The 18,883-nt window shown below is 68.2% G+C and carries 16 protein-coding genes; 3 read left to right on the top strand and 13 right to left on the bottom strand.

What is annotated here, in order from left to right; genetic code table 11:
- Window positions 1–26: 26 nt before the first annotated feature.
- The 7 genes from H5399_RS03745 to H5399_RS03715 form a co-directional block, all read right to left on the bottom strand.
- Window positions 27–464 carry an RbsD/FucU family protein gene (locus H5399_RS03745; RefSeq protein ID WP_182781652.1) on the bottom strand — a complete coding sequence of 146 codons (438 nt, stop codon included), beginning with the start codon at window positions 462–464 and terminating at the stop codon, window positions 27–29.
- Between the two features lie 115 nt (window positions 465–579).
- Complete coding sequence (locus H5399_RS03740) at window positions 580–1,563, bottom strand: LacI family DNA-binding transcriptional regulator (protein WP_182781651.1); 984 nt, start codon at window positions 1,561–1,563, stop codon at window positions 580–582.
- Window positions 1,560–2,972, bottom strand: a complete 1,413-nt coding sequence (locus tag H5399_RS03735; protein ID WP_182781650.1) for an FGGY-family carbohydrate kinase — start codon at window positions 2,970–2,972, stop codon at window positions 1,560–1,562. The genes H5399_RS03740 and H5399_RS03735 overlap by 4 nt, the downstream gene beginning before the upstream one ends.
- A 106-nt stretch (window positions 2,973–3,078) precedes the next feature.
- A complete protein-coding gene (locus H5399_RS03730) occupies window positions 3,079–4,848 on the bottom strand; it encodes an L-fucose isomerase (RefSeq protein WP_182781649.1) in 1,770 nt (589 codons plus the stop codon).
- A 147-nt stretch (window positions 4,849–4,995) separates the two neighbouring features.
- Window positions 4,996–6,039: an ABC transporter substrate-binding protein gene (locus H5399_RS03725; RefSeq protein ID WP_182781648.1), complete on the bottom strand. Its 1,044-nt coding sequence runs from the start codon at window positions 6,037–6,039 to the stop codon at window positions 4,996–4,998.
- 65 nt (window positions 6,040–6,104) lie between these two features.
- Window positions 6,105–7,112, bottom strand: coding sequence for an ABC transporter permease (locus tag H5399_RS03720; RefSeq protein ID WP_370585674.1), 1,008 nt, complete (start codon window positions 7,110–7,112; stop codon window positions 6,105–6,107).
- Entirely contained in the window at window positions 7,109–8,626 is a 1,518-nt protein-coding gene (locus H5399_RS03715; RefSeq protein ID WP_182781647.1) for a sugar ABC transporter ATP-binding protein, read from the bottom strand. The genes H5399_RS03720 and H5399_RS03715 overlap by 4 nt, the downstream gene beginning before the upstream one ends.
- 143 nt (window positions 8,627–8,769) lie before the next feature.
- On the opposite strand from H5399_RS03715, the gene H5399_RS03710 reads away from it, so the two are divergent.
- The gene (locus H5399_RS03710; RefSeq protein ID WP_182781646.1) at window positions 8,770–9,120 is read left to right on the top strand and encodes a rhodanese-like domain-containing protein; all 351 of its coding nucleotides are present in this window, start codon (window positions 8,770–8,772) and stop codon (window positions 9,118–9,120) included.
- A gap of 575 nt (window positions 9,121–9,695) precedes the next feature.
- On the opposite strand, the gene fbaA is transcribed toward H5399_RS03710, so the two are convergent.
- From fbaA to H5399_RS03680, 6 genes are all read right to left on the bottom strand, one after another.
- Window positions 9,696–10,724, bottom strand: coding sequence for a class II fructose-bisphosphate aldolase (gene fbaA / locus H5399_RS03705; RefSeq protein WP_182781645.1), 1,029 nt, complete (start codon window positions 10,722–10,724; stop codon window positions 9,696–9,698).
- A gap of 97 nt (window positions 10,725–10,821) precedes the next feature.
- Window positions 10,822–11,361, bottom strand: a complete 540-nt coding sequence (locus H5399_RS03700) for a hypothetical protein (RefSeq protein ID WP_182781644.1) — start codon at window positions 11,359–11,361, stop codon at window positions 10,822–10,824.
- Between the two features lie 22 nt (window positions 11,362–11,383).
- Window positions 11,384–12,019: a TrmH family RNA methyltransferase gene (locus tag H5399_RS03695; protein ID WP_182781643.1), complete on the bottom strand. Its 636-nt coding sequence runs from the start codon at window positions 12,017–12,019 to the stop codon at window positions 11,384–11,386.
- A gap of 91 nt (window positions 12,020–12,110) precedes the next feature.
- Window positions 12,111–12,656 (bottom strand): YceI family protein, encoded by a 546-nt coding sequence (locus H5399_RS03690; protein ID WP_182781642.1) that lies wholly within the window; start codon window positions 12,654–12,656, stop codon window positions 12,111–12,113.
- 204 nt (window positions 12,657–12,860) lie between these two features.
- Window positions 12,861–13,640: a LemA family protein gene (locus tag H5399_RS03685; RefSeq protein WP_182781641.1), complete on the bottom strand. Its 780-nt coding sequence runs from the start codon at window positions 13,638–13,640 to the stop codon at window positions 12,861–12,863.
- Window positions 13,641–13,713: 73 nt separating this feature from the next.
- The gene (locus H5399_RS03680; protein WP_182781640.1) at window positions 13,714–15,186 is read right to left on the bottom strand and encodes a helix-turn-helix domain-containing protein; all 1,473 of its coding nucleotides are present in this window, start codon (window positions 15,184–15,186) and stop codon (window positions 13,714–13,716) included.
- A 145-nt stretch (window positions 15,187–15,331) separates the two neighbouring features.
- Between H5399_RS03680 and aceA the strand changes: the two genes are divergently transcribed.
- Window positions 15,332–16,594 carry an isocitrate lyase gene (gene aceA, locus H5399_RS03675; RefSeq protein WP_370585684.1) on the top strand — a complete coding sequence of 421 codons (1,263 nt, stop codon included), beginning with the start codon at window positions 15,332–15,334 and terminating at the stop codon, window positions 16,592–16,594.
- A gap of 32 nt (window positions 16,595–16,626) precedes the next feature.
- A complete protein-coding gene (locus H5399_RS03670) occupies window positions 16,627–18,864 on the top strand; it encodes a malate synthase G (protein WP_220490757.1) in 2,238 nt (745 codons plus the stop codon).
- Window positions 18,865–18,883: the final 19 nt, after the last annotated feature.

Genomic DNA, 18,883 nt, shown 5'->3' with positions numbered 1-18,883 from the left:
TCCTCAGGGATCGAGTCACCGGACACTTACTCGCCGGGCTGGCGGACCCCGACGGTGAGGATCAGGTTCGCGTACAGCCGCTGGTCCGCGCTCACGATCACGACGGACACGTCCTCGGACTTCGCCACGTCGTAGAAGTCCCACCGCGGGATCTCCACCACCTCGATGCCCGGCAATGCCGCGCGGTACTCATCGTGCGCCGGGATGGACTCGGGCACCTCTGTGGCGTCCGCGGCGGGGACCATGATCCCCGCCTGCTCGATCGGGATGGTGAGCTTCAGCACCTCGAGGATGTCTGAGACCGTCAGCAGCCCGGGCGCCAGGTTGAGGTAGATCCGCTCCGCCGAGACGGGGGCGCCGGTGGCCGCCGGGTAGTTGCCGTCGGTGATGAGGACCTTGGAGCTGTGGCCGGCGCGACCGAGGGCGCCGAGGAGCTGGGGGTGGGTCATGGGTCCGTAGAGCATTGTTCTCCTTTGATCTGGGCCGACGCGGAGGGCCTCCGGCGGATTGGGTTGTCCTGAGGTTCAACGGCCGAAGGGGTGAACCGGGACGGTGCACGGCTTCCTGCCGCCGTGGTGATCACGTGCTGGAGCGCACCACCAGGGTGGGCGTGATGATGGTGGAGTGGGCCTCGTCACCGTTGAGCAGGAGGCTCAGCGCTGCCACGGCCGCTTCTCCCACCGCCCGAAAGTCCTGACGGACGGTGGTCAGCGGCGGCAGGAACGACTCCGAGCCCAACGCATCGTCGAACCCCACCACCCGGACCTCGCCGGGCACCCTCCGCCCCGCCAACTGGAGTGCGGTCATGGAGCCCAGTGCGAGGTGGTCGTTGGCCGCGAAGATCCCGTCCACGCGCCGATCCAGACCGGTCATCAACGGGCTGGCAGCCGCGGCGTCCCAGGATCCGGCCTGGAGGACCAACGGCTCGAGGGCGGCCGCCGCGCAGCCGGCGAGGTAGCCCTCGTGCCGCAACCGCGCGTCGATCCACTCAGTGGGCCCCTCCACGTGGGCGATCCGCGTGGCGCCCCTCCCGACGAGGTGTTCGACGGCCATCAGCGCTCCGGCCCGGTGATCCACCGCGACCCCGACGGCCAGCGGCGGCAGCTCCTTGACCTGACCCACGTAGACCGTAGGCAGCCGGGTGGCCACCGTGTTGACCCACTCCCCCGGCTCGTAGCGACCGCCGAGGATCACCACACCGTCGGCGCCTACCGGCACGAGTTCGCGCAGCGCGAGCCCGCCGAGCTCGGACCTGACGACGGAGGTGGAGATATGCAGGCCCAGCGCCGCCAGCTGCTGGCAGATCACGACGTAGGTGGTGGCGTGGCCGTGGAGCAGCGGCACCGCGTCGATGATGTGCACCGACCCGGTGCGGCGGGCCGACAGCGAACGCGCCGCCATGTTGGGCTGGTAGTCGAGCTCCTCGATGGCGGCCAGCACGCGGGCGCGCGTGGCCTCGGCCACCACGTCCACGCCGCGCACCACCCGCGATGCCGTCTGCATCGAGACCCCCGCGGCCTCGGCGATGTCGCGGAGATTCGCCCGCTCCCCCCGCCTGCTCATGGCCGCGGCTCGTAGCGCACGGTTCTCGCCGACGCGCCGATCACGGCGTTGCGGTCCCGCGGATCCAGCCGGCCCATGATCTCGAGCTGCGCGAGCAGCGAGCCGAGAACGGAGGCCTCCACCGGCCCGGCGATGACCGGCACCCCGATCGCGTCGGCGGTGAGCTGGCAGAGCAGCGCGTTGCGGGAGCCACCACCGACGAGGTTCAGCTGCTTGGCTGAGCGGCCGGTGAGGGCCGCGAGATCCGCCGCCCCTCGCGCGTACCGGGCGGCAAACGACTCGAGGACCACCCTCACGACGGCCCCCTCGTCGAGCCCCTCCACGTCAGCGCCCTGGGCGCGCAGCGCGTCGGTCACCCGCCCCACCATGCCTCCGGGCTGCGCGAACTGCGGCTCGTCGGGGTTGATCAGGTAGCCCAGCGGCTCGGCGGCCCTTGCCCGCGCAACGAGTTCCACGATGTCGTGGACGCCGCCGGTGGCCCTCCACTCACGCTGGCACTCCTGCAGGATCCACAGCCCCGTGATGTTGAACAGGGGGCGCAGCCCGTCGTCGGCGCGCGCCTCGTTGGTGAGGCCCAACTGGTACGCCTCCCGCGACATGAGCGGCTCGTCGCGGAGCACGCCCAACACGGACCAGGACCCGCAGGACAGGAAGAGGGACTCGTCGTCCACGTCGCGCTGAAGCGCGTGGACCGCGCAGGCGGTGTCGTGCGCGCCGGCGGTGACCGCCGTCAGCTGCTCCAACCCGGCGACGGTGCACGGCCCGACGACGGCGTGTTCGCGGGTGACCTCCCCCACCCAGCGGCGCGGGATGCCGAGCGCGTCGAACACCTCATCGCTGAACTCATCGGCCCCCGGGCGGCAGAGACCCGTCGATGACGCGTGTGACCGGGACCAGCCCCGGACCCCGGAAAGCAGGTAGGTGAAGTAGTCGGGCAGCAGGAGGATCTGATCCACCCTCGCCGCCACCTCCGGCTCCTCCGTCAGGAAGGCGAACAGCTGGTTGGCGGTGTTGATGGTGGCCGGCGCGATGCCGGTGGCGTCCCAGGCGGCCTGGTCGCTGAGCCGAGCGCGGAACGCTGCGTGCGTCCGGGCGGTGCGTTCGTCGCGGTACGCGCGGCCGGGGGTGAGCCGATCGCCTTCGGCATCGAGGGGGACGTAGTCCACGCCCCAGGTGTCGACGGAGACGCTGATGGCGTCTGGGAAGCGGGCGACGGCGTCCCGCAGCCCCGCGACCACCTCGGCCCAGATGAAGTCCAGATCCCACGCCAGGTAGCCGCCGCGCAGCATCGCCTCGTGGGCGAACCTCCGCACCTCCACCTCCTCAACCCTGCCGTCGCGAAAGGTGCCGGCGATGACGCGGCCCGACGACGAGCCGAGGTCCACGGCCAGCGCGGTGACTGGATTCACGGTGGTCCTCCTGGTGGGATCGGGGCGTCGGGGGGTTAAACCCCCGCCGCGTTCCCAGTATGGGTCGCGGCGGGGTCACCGCCTCAGGCTGGGGGAACCCGAGACGTCAGTTGTAGAGCGGACCGAACTGCGCGCAGGCGCGGTAGTCCGCGCCCTCCAGATCGGCGGAGCCGAAGCCCAGCCAGTTCTTCGGCCGGAAGATCCGCTCCCTCGACACGTTGTGCATGTTGACGGGGATGCGGAGCATCGAGGCCATCGTGATGAGCTGGTGGCCGATGTGGCCGTAGCTGATCGCGCCGTGGTTGGAACCCCAGGCGTTCATCACGTCGTAGACAGAGGTGAAGGCGCCCTCGCCGGTGATGGTGGGCACGAACCAGGTGGTGGGCCACCCCGGATCGGTCCTCAGCTCGATGGTCTTGGCCACCTCGTCTGGCAGTTCGACGGTGTAGCCCTCGGCCAGCTGCAGCACCGGCCCAAGCCCGTCGACCCAGTTGATGCGGGTCATGGTGACCGGCACGTCTCCCGCGGAGCGGAAGTGGGTGGAGAAGCCGCCGCCGCGGAAGTAGCCGGTGTTGGCCGGGTGGAAGGTGGTGGCCTCGGTCATCGCGGCGATGTCCTCGTCCGTCAGCTCCCACCAGGGCTTGATGCAGGCGTTGCCGTCGGCGTCCTTCGCGGCGAAGGTGCCGTCCAGGGTGGTGGCGCCGGAGTTGCGCAGGTCGATGACGCCCTGGGCCGCGCGGCCCTCGGGGCGGTGCCCCGTGACGCGTTCGATGGCATCGGCGCTCCAGTAGGTGCGCACGTCGGAGAAGATCTGCGCACGGTTGGTCAGCAGGTAGTTGAACAGCATCGAGGCGCCGTTGAGGTTGTCGTTCTCCGTGGCCATGACCTGCGGCTGGCGCTTGCCGTTCCAGTCGAACTGGGTGTTGAGGAGGGTCTCCATCAGGTCGCCGTTGGGCAGGTAGTCGGTCCACTGGCGCTGCCCCTGGAAGCCGGAGACGAGCGCGCCGTGACCCAGCGCCTCCTCCCCGAACCCCTTCTCGGCGAGCTTCGGGTTGCCGATCATGAGGTCGCGGCCGATCAGGACGAGCTTGGTGACGTAGGCCCACCACTCCTCGTGGTCCTCGGCGGAGCGCTGCCATTCCTCGGGGTTGAAGTCCTCCCCCTGGACGAGGTTCTCGCGCACCCAGGCGTAGGCCTTCTCGTACTCGGCCTCGTCGTAGATGCCGAGCTTGATGCGGCGCTCGAGCTCCACCATGTCCACGTACTCGTTGCGCATGCCGAGCCAGTAGTTCCAGAACTCCTCCTTGACCACGCAGCCGGCGATGCCCATGGACACGCCGCCGATGGAGAGGAAGGACTTGCCCCTCATGAGCGCGACGGCGAGGCCCGCGCCCGCGTAGTCCAGCAGCCGCTGGCGCACATCGTCGGGAATGGAGTCGTCGTCGGCGTCGCGGACCTCTTCGCCGTAGATGCCGAAGGCGGGGATGCCCAGCTGGGTGTGACCGGCGAGCGCGGCGGCGAGGTAGACGGCCCCCGGGCGCTCCGAGCCGTTGAAGCCCCAGATGGCGTGGGGCATGGTGCGGTCCATGTCGATGGTTTCGGAGCCGTACGCCCAGCACGGCGTGACCGACAGCGTCAGGCCAACGTTCTCGCGCTTGAACTTCTCAGCCGTGGCCTGGGCCTCGGGGACTCGGCCGATCGTCGAGTCGGCGATGACCACCTGGACGGGGGTGCCGTCGGGGTAGCGCAGCTCGGCCTCATACAGTTCCTTGACGCGCAGCGCCATGTTCATGGTCTGGTCTTCGAGGCTCTCACGGACGCCGTTGCGCCGCCCGTCGATGATGGGGCGAATGCCGATCTTGGGGTAGTTGGACACGAAACACACCTTCTTTGATCAATGTCTTGCGGTTCTCATGGGTGCCGGTGCGGTGCGGTGGGCGCAGCTGGCCGGCAGGGGCTGCGCCCGGGGTACGGGATGTGGGGGCGTGGGACGGGGTGGGCCCGAAGGCCCACCCCGTATCTCTCACTCGTAGAGGTTTGCGGCGATGTCGGGATCGTCGATGTTGCTGGCGTCGTACCAGGCGAAGCCGGAGTCGATGATCTTCGGCAGCTCCTGGCCGTCGATGGCGCGGATGGCGGCGACGACGGTCTCGTAGCCCATCTTGACGGGCGACTGGGTGATGGCGCCGGCCTGCTGGCCGTTGCGGATGGCGTCGAGTTGGGCCTTACCGGAGTCGAAGCCCACGACGGTCAGTTCCTTGCCGGACTCGATGGCGCCCTGGAGCGCGCCGATGGCCGAGGCCTCGTTGGAGCCGTAGATGCCGGTGATGTCCGCGTTGGCCTGGATGAGGGCCTTGGCGGTGTTGGCGGCGAGACCCACCTCGCCCGCGTACTGCGGGTCAAGGACCTTGATGTCGGGCGCGTTGGCGGCCATGTACTCCTGGAAGCCCTCGCAGCGCTGCTTGCCGGTGGCCGAGGTCTGGTCGTGGCAGACCATGCCGACGGTGCCGGTGCCGCCCAGCAGCTCGACCATGTTCTTGGCCGCCTCAGCAGCCGCGGCCTTGTTGTCGGTGGAGACGGTGGTCAGCGGGATGTCGGAATCCACACCCGAGTCGAAGGCGATGATCGGGATGTTGGCGGCCTGGATCTCAGCCAGGACGGGGCCGGCTGCGCCGGAGTCCAGGGCGGCGAAGCCGATGGCGGCCGGAGCCGACTGCAGGGCGGTGCGGAGCTGATCGAGCTGCTGCGTGACGGCCTGCTCGTTCTCCGGGCCCACGAATTCGACGTTGTAGTTGAACTCCTCGCCGGCCTCCTCGGCGCCCTGGTTGACTGCCTGCCAGAAGCGGTGCTGGAAGCCCTTGGACACCAGGTAGATGGTCTGGGTGCCGTCGCCCATCGGGATCTCGCCCGCCTCGGCGGGGGCCGAGGACTCGGCAGGTGCGGACGAACTCGCGGTGGTCTCTGCCGGGGCAGGGGCCGACGAAGTGGTGGTGGACGAGGTGGAGCAGGCCGTGAGGCCCAGGACGAGCACTGACGACATTGCCAGTGCGGAGCGCAGCATGCGCATGGCGGTTTCCTTTCGGTTTCTGGGAGGACCGCCCTCCCGTGACGTGGATGAAGTTGTGGGTGGATCTAGACGGCGGAGGCGCGCTGACGGCGCAGAATGTCCGCGTAGACGGCGAGGAGGACGACGACGCCGGTCACGACGAGCTGCCACTGCTGGGCGACGCCCATCATCTGGAGGCCGACGGTCAGCGTCATCATGAGCAGGGCGCCCATCATGGTGCCGACGATGTTGGCGCGGCCACCGGAGAGCGAGGTGCCGCCGATGACCACGGCCGCGATGACCTGGAGCTCCATGCCCAGACCCTCAGCGGGCTGGACGAAGCCGAAGCGGCCGGAGTAGAGGATGGCACCGAAGGCGGTGAACACGCCGGCGGTGACATAGACGAGCGCCTTCCAGAACTTCACGTTGATGCCCGACAGCCGGGTGGCCTCCTCGTTGGAGCCGATCGCCAGGGCGTAGCGCCCGAGCAGGGTCTTCCCGAGGATGACGGCGGCGATGATGCCCATGAAGACGAAGATGAGCGCCGCGTTGGACAGGAAGGGGATGATCCGCCCGTTGGAGATCAGCGAATAGTCCGGGTTGGCGATCTTGATGCTGGAGGCGTTGGAGATGATCAGCGACAACCCTCGGGTGACCATCATCATCGCGAGCGTGGCGATGAACGGCGGGATGTGGAGATACGCGATGAGGAGGCCGTTGACCAGGCCCATCGCCGCGCCCACCACGATGGTGAGGAGCAGGCCGATGCCCAGGGGGAGGTTCATGAACTCCGCGGACATGAACACGCCCGCCATGACGGCGGTGAACGTCATGCCGGTGCCCACCGACAGGTCGATGCCGCCGGTGGCAATCACGAACGTCGCCCCGAGCGCCATCGTGCCGATGGCGGCGGCCTGGAGCAGGATGTTGGGGATGACGACGCCGGCGTTGAAGTTGGGCGCGAAGATCATGAAGAAGACGAACACCACGATCAGCGCGGCGAAGACGAACACCTGCTGCAGCGACGACTTGAGGAACTGCTGCACCCGGGAGGGTTCGGCTGGTGCTGCCTTGGTGGCGGTGTCAGTGCTCACGCTGCGTGTCCTTTCAACTGAGCCATGCCGACGGTGGCGAGCTCCATGATGTTCTCCTGGGAGGCGTCCTCGTTGTTGAGGAAACCGGTGATGTGCCCGTGTGCCATGACGGCGATGCGGTGCGACACGCGCAGCACCTCCGGCAGCTCGGACGAGATGACGATGATCGCCTTGCCCTGACCGGACAGTTGCTCGATGAGGTTGTAGATCTCCTCCTTGGCGCCGACGTCGATGCCGCGGGTGGGCTCGTCGAAGATCAGCACGTCACAGTTGCGCACGAGCCACTTCGCGATGACCACCTTCTGCTGGTTGCCGCCCGAGAGCTTTCCCAGCAGCTGATTCACGTTGGGGGTCTTGACGCGCAGCTTCTGCGAGTACTCGGTGCCGACAGTCTTGATCTTGCCGTCGAGGATGAAACCGCCGATGTGGAAGTCCTTCATGGCCGCCATGGCCGTGTTGGCCTTGACGTCCTGATCCAGCAGGACCCCGAACTGCTTCCGGTCCTCGGAGAGGTAGCCGATGCCGGCGCGGACGGCGTCTGCCGCGGTGCGGATGTTCACCTTCTGGCCGTGCACGAAGATGTCTCCGCTGGTGCGTGGGTCCGCGCCGAAGACGGCACGAGCCACCTCGGTGCGCCCGGCGCCCATCAGCCCTGCGAATCCGAGCACCTCACCCTTGCGGACCTCGAAGCCCACGTCCCGGACAAGTTTCTTGCTGTTGAGGCCTGCGACCTTGAGGACCACCTCGTCGGAGACCGGCTTGGTGCGGGGTCGGGCGTCGCCCGAGACCTCGCGGCCCACCATCATCGAGATGATCTCGCGGATCTCGACCTCCTTGGTGACGACGGTGCCGATGTACTGGCCGTCACGCAGCACGGAGACTCGATCGGTGATCTCCTCGATCTCCGGCATACGGTGGGAGATGTAGATCAGGCCGGTCTCCGGCGTGATGAAGTCGCGGATCATGCCGAAGAGCGCGTCGGTTTCGGCGAGCGTGAGGGCCGCCGTCGGCTCGTCCATGACCAGGATCCGCGAATCGTAGGACAGGGCGCGCGCGATCTCGACCATCTGCTGGCGCGCGACGGAGAGGTCGCGGACATAGGTCTTGGGATTGAGGTTCATGCCGAGCCTGTCGATCAGCTCTGCGGCCTCACGGTTCAGCTTGGCGTCGTCGATGTAGCCGCCCTTGTGGCTGCCGGGGCGGCCGAGGAACAGGTTCTGGGCGACGGTGAGGTCAGGAACCATGTTGAGTTCCTGATGGATGATGCTGAGGCCAAGGTCACGGGCATGGTTGGTGTTGCGTACCTCCACCCGCTTGCCCTGCAGCCAGATTTCCGCCCCGGGATCCGGGGTATAGATGCCGGTGAGGATCTTCATCAGCGTGGACTTGCCGGCGCCGTTCTCGCCGCACAGGCCGAGCACCTCGCCCGCGTTGAGATCCAGGTGGACGTTGCTCAGCGCTTTCACGCCCGGGAACGTCTTCGAGACGTTCTTCAGCTCTAGAAGTTTGGTCACACGTACTCCTTCGTACCTGCCGGATCGGTTGGGCTCTCGCGCCCAGCCCGACGGATGCTAACGCTATCATTCCGCGATCCGAGGTGCCACCGTCGTTACCGAACTGTGACGAACGTATACCCGTAGGGGTATAGACTGTGCGCATGAAGCTACGCATGCCCCTCCTCGCCCTCCTCGTCGCCGTCGCCGCCCTGCTCGGGCTCAGCGGATGCTCCGACGCCGGCGCCGACACCGCACGCACGGCAATCACCGACGGCGCCACGGTCATCGATGTGCGCACCCCCTCCGAGTACGCGGCCGGCAACATCGAAGGCGCGCTCAACATCGACGTCCAGGCCGCGGACTTCGCCGACCGCGTCGGAGAGCTCCCCAAGGACGACACCTACGTCGTGTACTGCCGCTCCGGCAACCGGTCCGCGGCCGCGATCGACATCATGGAGGACCTGGGCTTCACCAGCCTCATCGACGGCGGCGCCTACACCTCCCTGAAGTAACCACCCCGGCCGAGAAGCGACCACACCCGACCCGCCGGCCCTCGGGCCAGAAGCCCAGCTACGACCCCGCGGGCTGAGGCGCGAGGAACGCAGCGACCATCCCCGCGGGCTGAGGCGCGAGGAGCGCAGCGACCATCCCTGCGGGCTGAGGAGCGAGGAGCGCAGCGACAACCGCGCGGGCTGAGGAGCGAGGAGCGCAGCGACGAGCCTCGAAGCCTAAAAAAGGTGACCTTGTCAGCCAACGTTTCATAGGCTTCGAGGCCGCTGCGCGGCACCTCAGCCAGCGGGAAGGGGAGAGCGCCACGAGCGCCGCGACCAATCCCGCTGGAACGGACTCAACCCCGCGGCCGAGGGAGCGCAGCGACAGGACAACCCCCGCGGGCTGAGGCGCGAGGAGCGAAGCGACGAGACTCGAAGCCTCAAGAAGGTGACCTTGTCAGCTCACGTTTCATAGGCTTCGAGGCCGCTGCGCGGCACCTCAGCCAGCGATGCAGGGCGGCACCTCAGCCAACGGAAACGGCGTGTGGCCGGCCCCCGAAGGGACCGGCCACACGCCGTTCGAACCGTGGTTCAGCTCACTTGGCGCCCATCGTGGTGCCGGCGGAGCGGAGGTTCTCGCACGCCTCCACGATGCGGGCGGCCATGCCGGCCTCGGCCAGCTTGCCCCACGCGCGCGGGTCGTAGTGCTTCTTGTTGCCCACCTCGCCGTCGACCTTGAGGACGCCGTCGTAGTTGCTGAACATGTGACCGACGACGGGACGGGTGTACGCGTACTGCGTGTCCGTGTCCACGTTCATCTTGATGACGCCGAAGTCAACCGCGTCGGAGATCTCCTGTGCGGTGGAGCCGGAACCGCCGTGGAAGACCAGGTCGAACGGCTTGTCCTTGCCGTACTTGGCGCCGACGGCGTCCTGGATCTCCTTGAGCACCTCGGGACGCAGCTTGACCGCGCCCGGCTTGTACACACCGTGCACGTTACCGAAGGTGAGGGCCGTCATGTAGCGACCCTTCTCGCCCAGGCCGAGCACCTCGATGGTGCGCATGCCGTCTTCGATGGTGGTGTAGAGCTTGTCGTTGATTTCGGCGGAGACGCCGTCCTCTTCGCCACCGACGACACCGACCTCGATCTCGAGGATGATGTTGGCGGCCTTGGTGAGGGCGAGCAGCTCGTCAGCGATCTGCAGGTTCTCCTCCATCGGCACGGCCGAGCCGTCCCACATGTGGGACTGGAACAGGGGGAGCTGTCCGTTCTTCACGCGCTCGGCCGAGATGGCCAGCAGCGGACGGACGAACGAGTCCAGCTTGTCCTTGGGGCAGTGGTCGGTGTGCAGCGCGATCTGGATGGGGTAGTTCTTCGCCACCTCCTGCGCGTACGCCGCGAGCGCAGCGGCGCCGGTGACCTTGTCCTTGATGGTGGACCCGGAGGCGTACTCGGCGCCGCCGGTCGAAACCTGGATGATGCCGTCAGAGCCAGCCTCCGCGAACCCCTGGATGGCCGCGGTCACCGTCGACGATGAGGTGATGTTGATAGCCGGGTAGGCGAACTTGTTCGCCTTGGCCCGATCGAGCATTTCGGCGTAGATCTCGGGAGTAGCAATGGGCATGGATGCCTCTTTTCTGAGTGAGACTTCGGGTCGCCCCAACCTTATCGCCTCAGGGTCCCGGGAGGGAGGGCGGGGTCAGCACTCAGGAGCGCTCAGCTCAGAGCACCCTGTCGAGCGCTGAGACGTCCAATCCGACGCGGCCGAGCGAGTAGGCCCGGGCAGCCGAGTCGATCACCGCCGGGCTGGCGTCGACGAAGCTTGCGGGCACCTTGGCCACCGCGACACCGTCGGCCTCCAGTACGACGGACGGCCCGGCACCGGAGAGTCCCCCGGTGAGCTTGAGGGCCGTGACGCGATCCCACGGGACTGGCGGCGCAGGCGGGGTGACGAACTCGACACCGTCGGGATCGAGGTAGAACGCGACTCCGTCCTGGATGCGGCCAAGGTCACGCTTGGCGCGCTGCAGGCCGAACACCGAGACCACGATCCAGAAAGCCGACGAGCCCACCCAGATCGCCACCATGGCGATGGTCCACTCCTGCGGCCAGTCGCGTCCGACGGTGAGGATGATGACGGCCAGGATGGCCAGCGAGATGACGGTGGAGATGATCCGCCAGCGGAGCGCACCGCGCTTCTGTGTCACGCGGGCCGCCGTCGGAAGGGGGGTCAGGCCCGCCGCGAAACGCTCTGGCTGCATGGTCGCCACAATAGCCCGCGGGTCAGCGGAGGCCGGCGTGCTGCAGGCTCCAGTGGTACATCGCGATGGCCGCGGCGGCGCCGGCGTTCATCGAGCGGGTCGATCCCCGCTGCGTGATCGCGACGAGGCGCTCGCACCCCGCGACCATCGCCTCGGTCAGGCCCGGGCCCTCGGAGCCGAAGACCAGGCAGCAGCGCTCTGGGAGCTGTGCGGTCTCGAGCGGCACCGACCCTGGAAGATTGTCGACCCCGATCGGGGTCACGCCCTGCTCGGCGAGGTGAGCCAACAGCGACGCCTCGTCCTCGTGGTGGACAACGTGCAGGTAGCGGTCGGTCACCATCGCTCCCCTGCGGTTCCACCGTCGCCTACCCACGATGTGCACCGCCGCGACATTGAAGGCGTTGGCCGTGCGGACGATGGAGCCGATGTTGAAGTCGTGCTCCCAGTTCTGGATGGCCACCTGCAGAGGCACCCGCGTCCGGTCGAGGTCCGCGACGATCGCCTCCATCCGCCAGTAGCGGTACCGGTCGATCACGTTGCGGCGGTCGCCCTCAGCGAGGAACTCGGGATCCAGGCGCTCGTCGTCGGGCCAGGGCTGGGGGTGCGGGCCGACACCGACGGTGGGCGCCGTCGGGTCGTGGGGCTCGGCGTCGGTCACGGAGCGAAGCTTGTCCCACTCCGTCCTGAGAGGCAAGCGACGGGGACGCGACAGCGCCCCGGCCGATCGGCCGGGGCGCTGTGTGGGTGGATCAGGCGGCCTGCTGGATCGCGGAGATCTCAACCTCGATGGCGACCTTGTCCGAGACCAGGAAGCCGCCGGTCTCGAGGGCGGCGTTCCAGGTGAGACCGAAGTCCGAGCGCAGGATGTCGGTGGAACCCTCGAAGCCCACGCGGACGTTGCCGAAGGGGTCCTTGGCGGCCCCCTGGTACTCCAGCGGGAGGGTGATGGGACGGGTGGTGTCCTTGATGGTGAGGTCGCCGGTCACCTCGACGACGTCGCCCTTGATGGCGAAGTCGGTGCCCTTGAAGGTCCAGGTGGGGTGGTTCTCGACGTCGAAGAAGTCGGCGGAGCGGATGTGACCGTCGCGGTCGGCGTTGCGGGTGGTGATCGACGCGGCGTCGATGGTGACGTCCAGCTTGGTGTTGGCGGGGTTGGCGGCGTCGACAACTGCTGCACCCTCGAACTGCTCGAAGGAGCCGCGGACCTTGGTGACCATCGCGTGGCGGGTCACGAAGGAGAAGGTGCTGTGGGAGGGATCGAGAACGTAGGTGCCGTTGAGTTCGTTGAGGGCCATGAGGTGTTCCTTTCGTGGGCTGTTGGTACAACCTTAAACGACTGTTGTTGAAATGTCAACCAGTTCAGAGATTCATCACACCCGAGTCCATTTCGACGCCGCCGCGGGCGCTTCGCGCCGCGGCGGGCTCAACCAGCGAGGATCCTTCCCCTGGGCATGCGCGAGGCCCGCCCCCACGCATGGGAGCGGGCCTCGGCGCGCAGGTCAGCTGGAGAACGGGGGACGGTAGCCGCCCTCGCCCTGCGTGGGATTCTGCGACGGCGGGGGCACCGCCGGCTGGGCCGGGGGCTGGTCCTGGGCGCGCTGCGGCGGCTGGTAGGGCTGGGCCACGTCGTCGTACCTGGGCGCCTGGATCTGCTGCTGCGGCTCAGGTGAGGCGGTGGGACGCTGCGAGATCTCCCCGAAGTTCACGTCGGGGGCCTGGCGCACGATCGGGTCGTTGACCTCGAAGTAGGTGGCCTTCTCGAACTTCGCGAACCCGGCGATGATGTTGCTCGGGACCGACTCGATGCGCGTGTTGTAATCACGCACGTTGGCGTTGTAGAAGCGGCGCGAGGCGGCGATCCGGTCCTCGGTATCGGTCAGTTCGCGCTGCAGCTCGAGGAAGTTGGTGTTGGACTTCAGATCCGGGTAGGCCTCGACCGAGACCAGCAGGTTGTGCACGGCCTGCGTCAGCTCGGACTCGACGGCGGCGCGCTGCTCGCTCGGCTGCCCGTGGCTCTGCTGGGAGAGGGAGCGGGCGGTGTTGCGCAGGGCCGTGATCTGCTCGAGCGTGTTGCGCTCGTGCGCCGCGTAGCCGCGGACGGTCTCGACCAGGTTGGGGATCAGCTCGTAGCGGCGGTTGAGCTCAACATCGATCTGGCGCCACGACTCCTGGATCAGGTTGCGGCTACGGACGAAGCCGTTGTAGGCGCTCACGCCCCAGCCCACCACGGCGAGAGCGACGACGACCAGGACGATGAGGATGATCAGGATGATGTCCACGGGGGTCTCCTTCTAACAGTCGTCTTCACGGTAGCGCAGCCGAGGATTCACCCGCAGCAACACCACCGGCCCACTACTGCTGGTGATGGGCGTCCAGGAACTGGTACACCTCGGTGTCGTCGACGCCGGGGAAGGTGCCCGGCGGCAGCGCCGCCAACAGGTGGGCGTGGGTGCGGGCGCTCGGCCAGGAGTGCCCCGACCACCTCGTCGCCAGATCCTCGGGGGCACGCCTACAGCAGGAGGGGTCCGGGCACGTGGACACTGAGTGTTCCCTCGTGTCGCGGCCGCGGAACCACTTCGAGTCCCGGTACCGCACCCCGATCCCCGTGGAGAACAGACCCGAGCCGGTCTGTTCGACCCGCGCGGTGCACCAGAAGGTGCCCGTGGGCGTGTCCGTGTACTGGTTGAAGGCGTTGAACTTGTCCGCGACATCGAACACCTCGCGAGAGGTCCAGTACCTGCAGGCCGGCTGACCCTCGATGGCGCCGAGATTGTCGCGGGGGAACGCCACCCCGTCGTTCTCGTAGGCCTTGTAGATGATCCCCGACTCGTGGACGCGCTGAAAGTGCACGGGGATCCCGAGGTGCTTCGTCGCCAGGTTGGTGAACCGGTGCGCGGCCGCCTCGTAGCTGACGGCGAAGGAATCCCGCAGGTCCTCCAGCGCCAGCTCCCGGCGCGCCTTCGCCTTCTGGAGGAACTCGACGGCGGGTCCCTCCGGGAGCAGGAGGGCCGCGGCGAAGTAGTTGGTCTCGATGCGTTGACGGAGGAAATCGCCGTAGTTGGCCGGCGGCGCGTGGTCCAGGATGTGATGGCCGAGCGCCTGCAGGAGGACCGATCGGGGGTCGTACTCCCTGGACCAGGCCGCGGCCAGGTAGATGCGTTTGTTCTTCAGGTCCATCACCGAGCGCGTGGAATGCGGCAGGTCCCCCACGTGGTGCAGCGTGAAGCCGAGGTGCGTCGTGATCTCACCGATGAGGTGCTGAGACAGAGGGCCGGAGACGTACCCGCATCGCTTCAGCAGGGCGGCGGCCTGCTCCTCGATGGCACCGAAGTAGTTATCGCGCCCCCGCATCTCGTCGCGGAGCTGCGCGTTCGCCCGCCGCGCCTCCTCAGGCGTGGCCATTCGTTCCGCGGCGTCGTGGGCGAGCTCCCGGTGCAGGGCGACGAGCGCCTCGAGCACGTCGAGGGGCATCCGGGGCGAGATCCGCACCACGGGCAACCCCTTGGCCCGGGCCAGCGGGGACCGCATCAGGCGCTCCAGCTCGATTTCGAGCTGCGCCCGGCGGCTGGGCACGGGTGCGGTCAGGTCATCCAGGGTCGCCCCGTAGACCCGGGCCAGCGCCTGGAGCTGCGAAAGGCGGGCCTCGCGCTTGCCGTTCTCCATGAGCGACAGCTGGGAGGCGGCCAGCCCGGACTCCTCCGATACCTGCGACAGGGTGAGGCCGCGCTCCTTGCGGAGGTGGCGGAGCCGTCGTCCCAGTGAAAACGGGTCGAAAGGCCCCTCGAGGTCTGGGGCTCGCACGGGTCCATCGTCGTCGACTGGCATGAAATTGATGCTAACGGAATTTCTGCGCTTCTTCACCAGGAATTTCTGACCAAATGCTGGCAGATCCGCCCAGGATGGTGACATCGCACCGCACGAGGCAGCAGAGACGCCGCCACCACCGGAAGGAAATCCCATGAACGACCCGATGTCCGCAGAGCTCCTGAAGTACGACTGGAAGATCAACCCCCGCTGGACCCACGTCCAGCGCGACTACACGGCCGACGACGTGGTCCGCCTCCGCGGCCGCGTCCAGGAGGAGCACACCCTGGCGCGCCGCGGCGCCGAGAAGCTCTGGGAGCAGCTGCACAGCGAGGACTTCGTCAATGCGCTGGGCGCGCTGACCGGCAACCAGGCCGTGCAGCAGGTCAAGGCCGGCCTGAAGGCCATCTACCTCTCCGGCTGGCAGGTGGCCGCCGACGCCAACCTCTCCGGGCACACCTACCCGGACCAGTCGCTATACCCCGCCAACTCGGTGCCCCAGGTGGTCCGGCGGATCAACAACGCACTGCTGCGCGCGGACCAGATCGAGCACGCCGAGGGCATCCGCACGGTCGAGGACTGGCTGGTTCCCATCGTCGCCGACGCCGAGGCCGGCTTCGGCGGGAGCCTCAACGCCTACGAGCTGATGAAGTCCATGATCTCCTCCGGCGCGGCCGGGGTGCACTGGGAGGATCAGCTGGCGGCCGAGAAGAAGTGCGGCCACCTCGGCGGCAAGGTGCTCATCCCCACCCAGCAGCACGAGCGCACGCTCAACGCGGCCCGGTTGGCGGCTGATGTCGCGGGCGTGCCGACGGTGATCATCGCCCGCACGGACGCCGAGGCCGCCACCCTGATCACCTCCGACGTCGACGAGCGCGACCAGGAGTTCATCACCGGCGAGCGCACCAGCGAAGGCTTCTACAAGGTGCGCCCCGGCATGGAGCCGAGCATCGCCCGCGGCAAGGCCTACGCAAAGTACGCCGACCTGCTCTGGATGGAGACCGGCGTCCCGGACCTGGCCGCCGCCAAGGAGTTCGCAGAGGCCATCAAGGCTGAGCACCCTGACCAGATGCTGGCCTACAACTGCTCGCCGTCGTTCAACTGGAGGAAGCACCTCGACGACGACACCATCGCGAAGTTCCAGCGCGAGCTGGGCGCCATGGGCTACGCCTTCCAGTTCATCACCCTGGCCGGGTTCCACGCCCTCAACTACTCCATGTTCGATCTGGCTGAGGGCTACGCCACCCGCCAGATGAGCGCCTACGTGGAGCTGCAGGAGCGCGAGTTCGCCGCCGAGGCACGCGGCTACACCGCCACCCGTCACCAGCGGGAGGTCGGCACCGGCTACTTCGACGCCATCGCCGCCGCGATCAACCCCTCCAGCTCCACCACCGCCCTCGAGGACTCCACCGAGTCCGCGCAGTTCTGACCCCACCTCGCACTCAAGCAAGGAGCACTCCCATGACGATGACACTCACCGCCCCCACCCAGCCCCACCCCCCGTCGGAGACCCACGCCCCCGTCGGGCCCCTGTGGGTGGACCGGACCCTCGTGGACTTCCTGGACCGCGCGGCACTGCCCGTGGCCGGGGTGGACCGCGAGCGGTTCTGGGCCGGCTTCGAGCGCGTCTTCGGGGAGTTCTCCGAGCGCAACCGCGGCCTCCTCGATGAGCGGGACCGGATGCAGGGCGCCATCGACGCCTTCCATCGCGCCACCCCCGGCACCCCGTATGCGCCGCACTACCGGGCGCTGCTGCGGGAGATCGGGTACCTGCTCGACGAGCCCACCGGGGTCCGGGCCCGCACCACGAACGTGGACGCGGAGATCGCGGAGATGGCGGGCCCGCAGTTGGTGGTCCCGGTCACCAACCGCAGGTTCGCGATCAACGCCGCCAACGCCCGGTGGGGCTCGCTGTACGACGCGCTGTACGGCACCGACGCCATCAGCGACGACGGAGGGGCGGGCCGGGGGGCCAGGTACAACCCGGCGCGCGGCCAGCGGGTCATCGCGTGGGCCAGGGAGTTCCTGGACCGCGCGGCCCCCCTGGCCTTGGGCTCCCACAGCGAGGTGGTGAGCTACGGGGCGGGGAAGGAGCTGCGGGCGACGCTCGGCTCGGGCGAGACCGTCGGACTCGCGACGCCGTGGGCGTACGTGGGCTACCGCGGTCTGGCGGAGTCGCCGTCGGCCATCCTGATCGAGAACAACGGCCTGCACATCGAGCTCCGGATCGACCCCACCGGGCCGATCGGCCGCTCAGACCTCGCTGGGATCGACGACATCGTCCTGGAGTCCGCCGTCACCGCGATCATGGACTTCGAGGATTCGGTGTCCACCGTCGACGGCCCCGACAAGGCGATCGGCTACCGCACCTGGCTCGAGCTCAACGCAGGCACCGCCTCGGAGGAGATGGAGAAGGGCGGGCACTCGTTCCTCCGGACCCTGGCCGACGACCGCACCTTCACCCGGGCCGACGGCGGGGAGCTCACCCTGCACGGGCGGGTGCTGATGCTGTGCCGCAACGTGGGGCACCTGATGACCACACCCGCCGTCCTCGACTCCGAGGGCCGCGAGCTCCCCGAGGGCATCCTCGACGCACTGGTCACCAGCCTGTGCGCCATCCCGGGGCTGTCGTCGCACAACCCGCGGCGCAACTCACGCACGGGATCGATCTACATCGTCAAGCCCAAGCAGCACGGGCCGGCCGAGGTGGCCTTCACCAGCGACCTGTTCGCCGCCGTCGAGGACGTGCTGGGCCTGCCCCGCACCACGCTGAAGATGGGGATCATGGACGAGGAGCGGCGCACCACCCTCAACCTCGCGGCCTGCATTGCGGAGGCGGCGGACCGGATCATCTTCATCAACACCGGCTTCCTGGACCGCACCGGCGACGAGATCCACACTTCGATGGAGGCCGGGCCAATGATCCGCAAGACGGAGATGAAGCAGGCCGCCTGGATGCAGGCCTACGAGGACTGGAACGTCGACGTCGGCATCGCCTGCGGCCTGCCGGGCCGGGCGCAGATCGGCAAGGGCATGTGGGCGAAGACGGACCTGATGGCGGACATGGTGGCCGAGAAGATCGCTCATCCCTCCTCGGGGGCGACCACCGCGTGGGTCCCCTCCCCGACCGCCGCGACACTGCACGCCACCCACTACCACCGCGTCGACGCGCGGGGGCGGCTGGACGAGATCGCGGAGCGAGGGCGGCGGGCGTCGCTGGATCAGCTGCTCGAGATCCCACTGGCGCCCAGCACCCGGTGGACGCCTGAGGAGCGGCAGCAGGAGGTGGACAACTCGTGCCAGTCCATCCTGGGCTACGTCGTCCGCTGGATCGACCAGGGCGTCGGGTGCTCGAAGGTGCCCGACATCACCGACACCTCGCTCATGGAGGACCGGGCCACCTGCCGGATCAGCTCCCAGATGCTGGCCAACTGGATCCGGCACGGCATCGTCACCGAGGGGTTCGTCGTCGAGGCGCTGAAGCGGATGGCGCGGGTGGTCGACGCGCAGAACGCCGACGATCCGGCCTACCGGCCGATGTCGCCGGGTGTCGCGGGCGGTGGGGCGTTCGAGGACTCGATCGCGTGGTGCGCGGCCAGGGACCTGGTGATCCAGGGCGCGTGGTCGCCCTCGGGCTACACCGAGCCGATCCTCCACGCGCGGCGCCGCGAGTACAAGGCGCGGTACGGGCTCAGCTGAGCCCATCCGATCCCTGAGC

The sequence above is a fragment of the Tessaracoccus sp. MC1627 genome, assembly GCF_014164725.1.
Taxonomy (GTDB): Bacteria; Actinomycetota; Actinomycetes; order Propionibacteriales; family Propionibacteriaceae; genus Arachnia.
The sequence above is the reverse complement of the archived record's forward strand: the minus strand, read 5'-3'. Positions and strand labels throughout refer to the sequence as shown.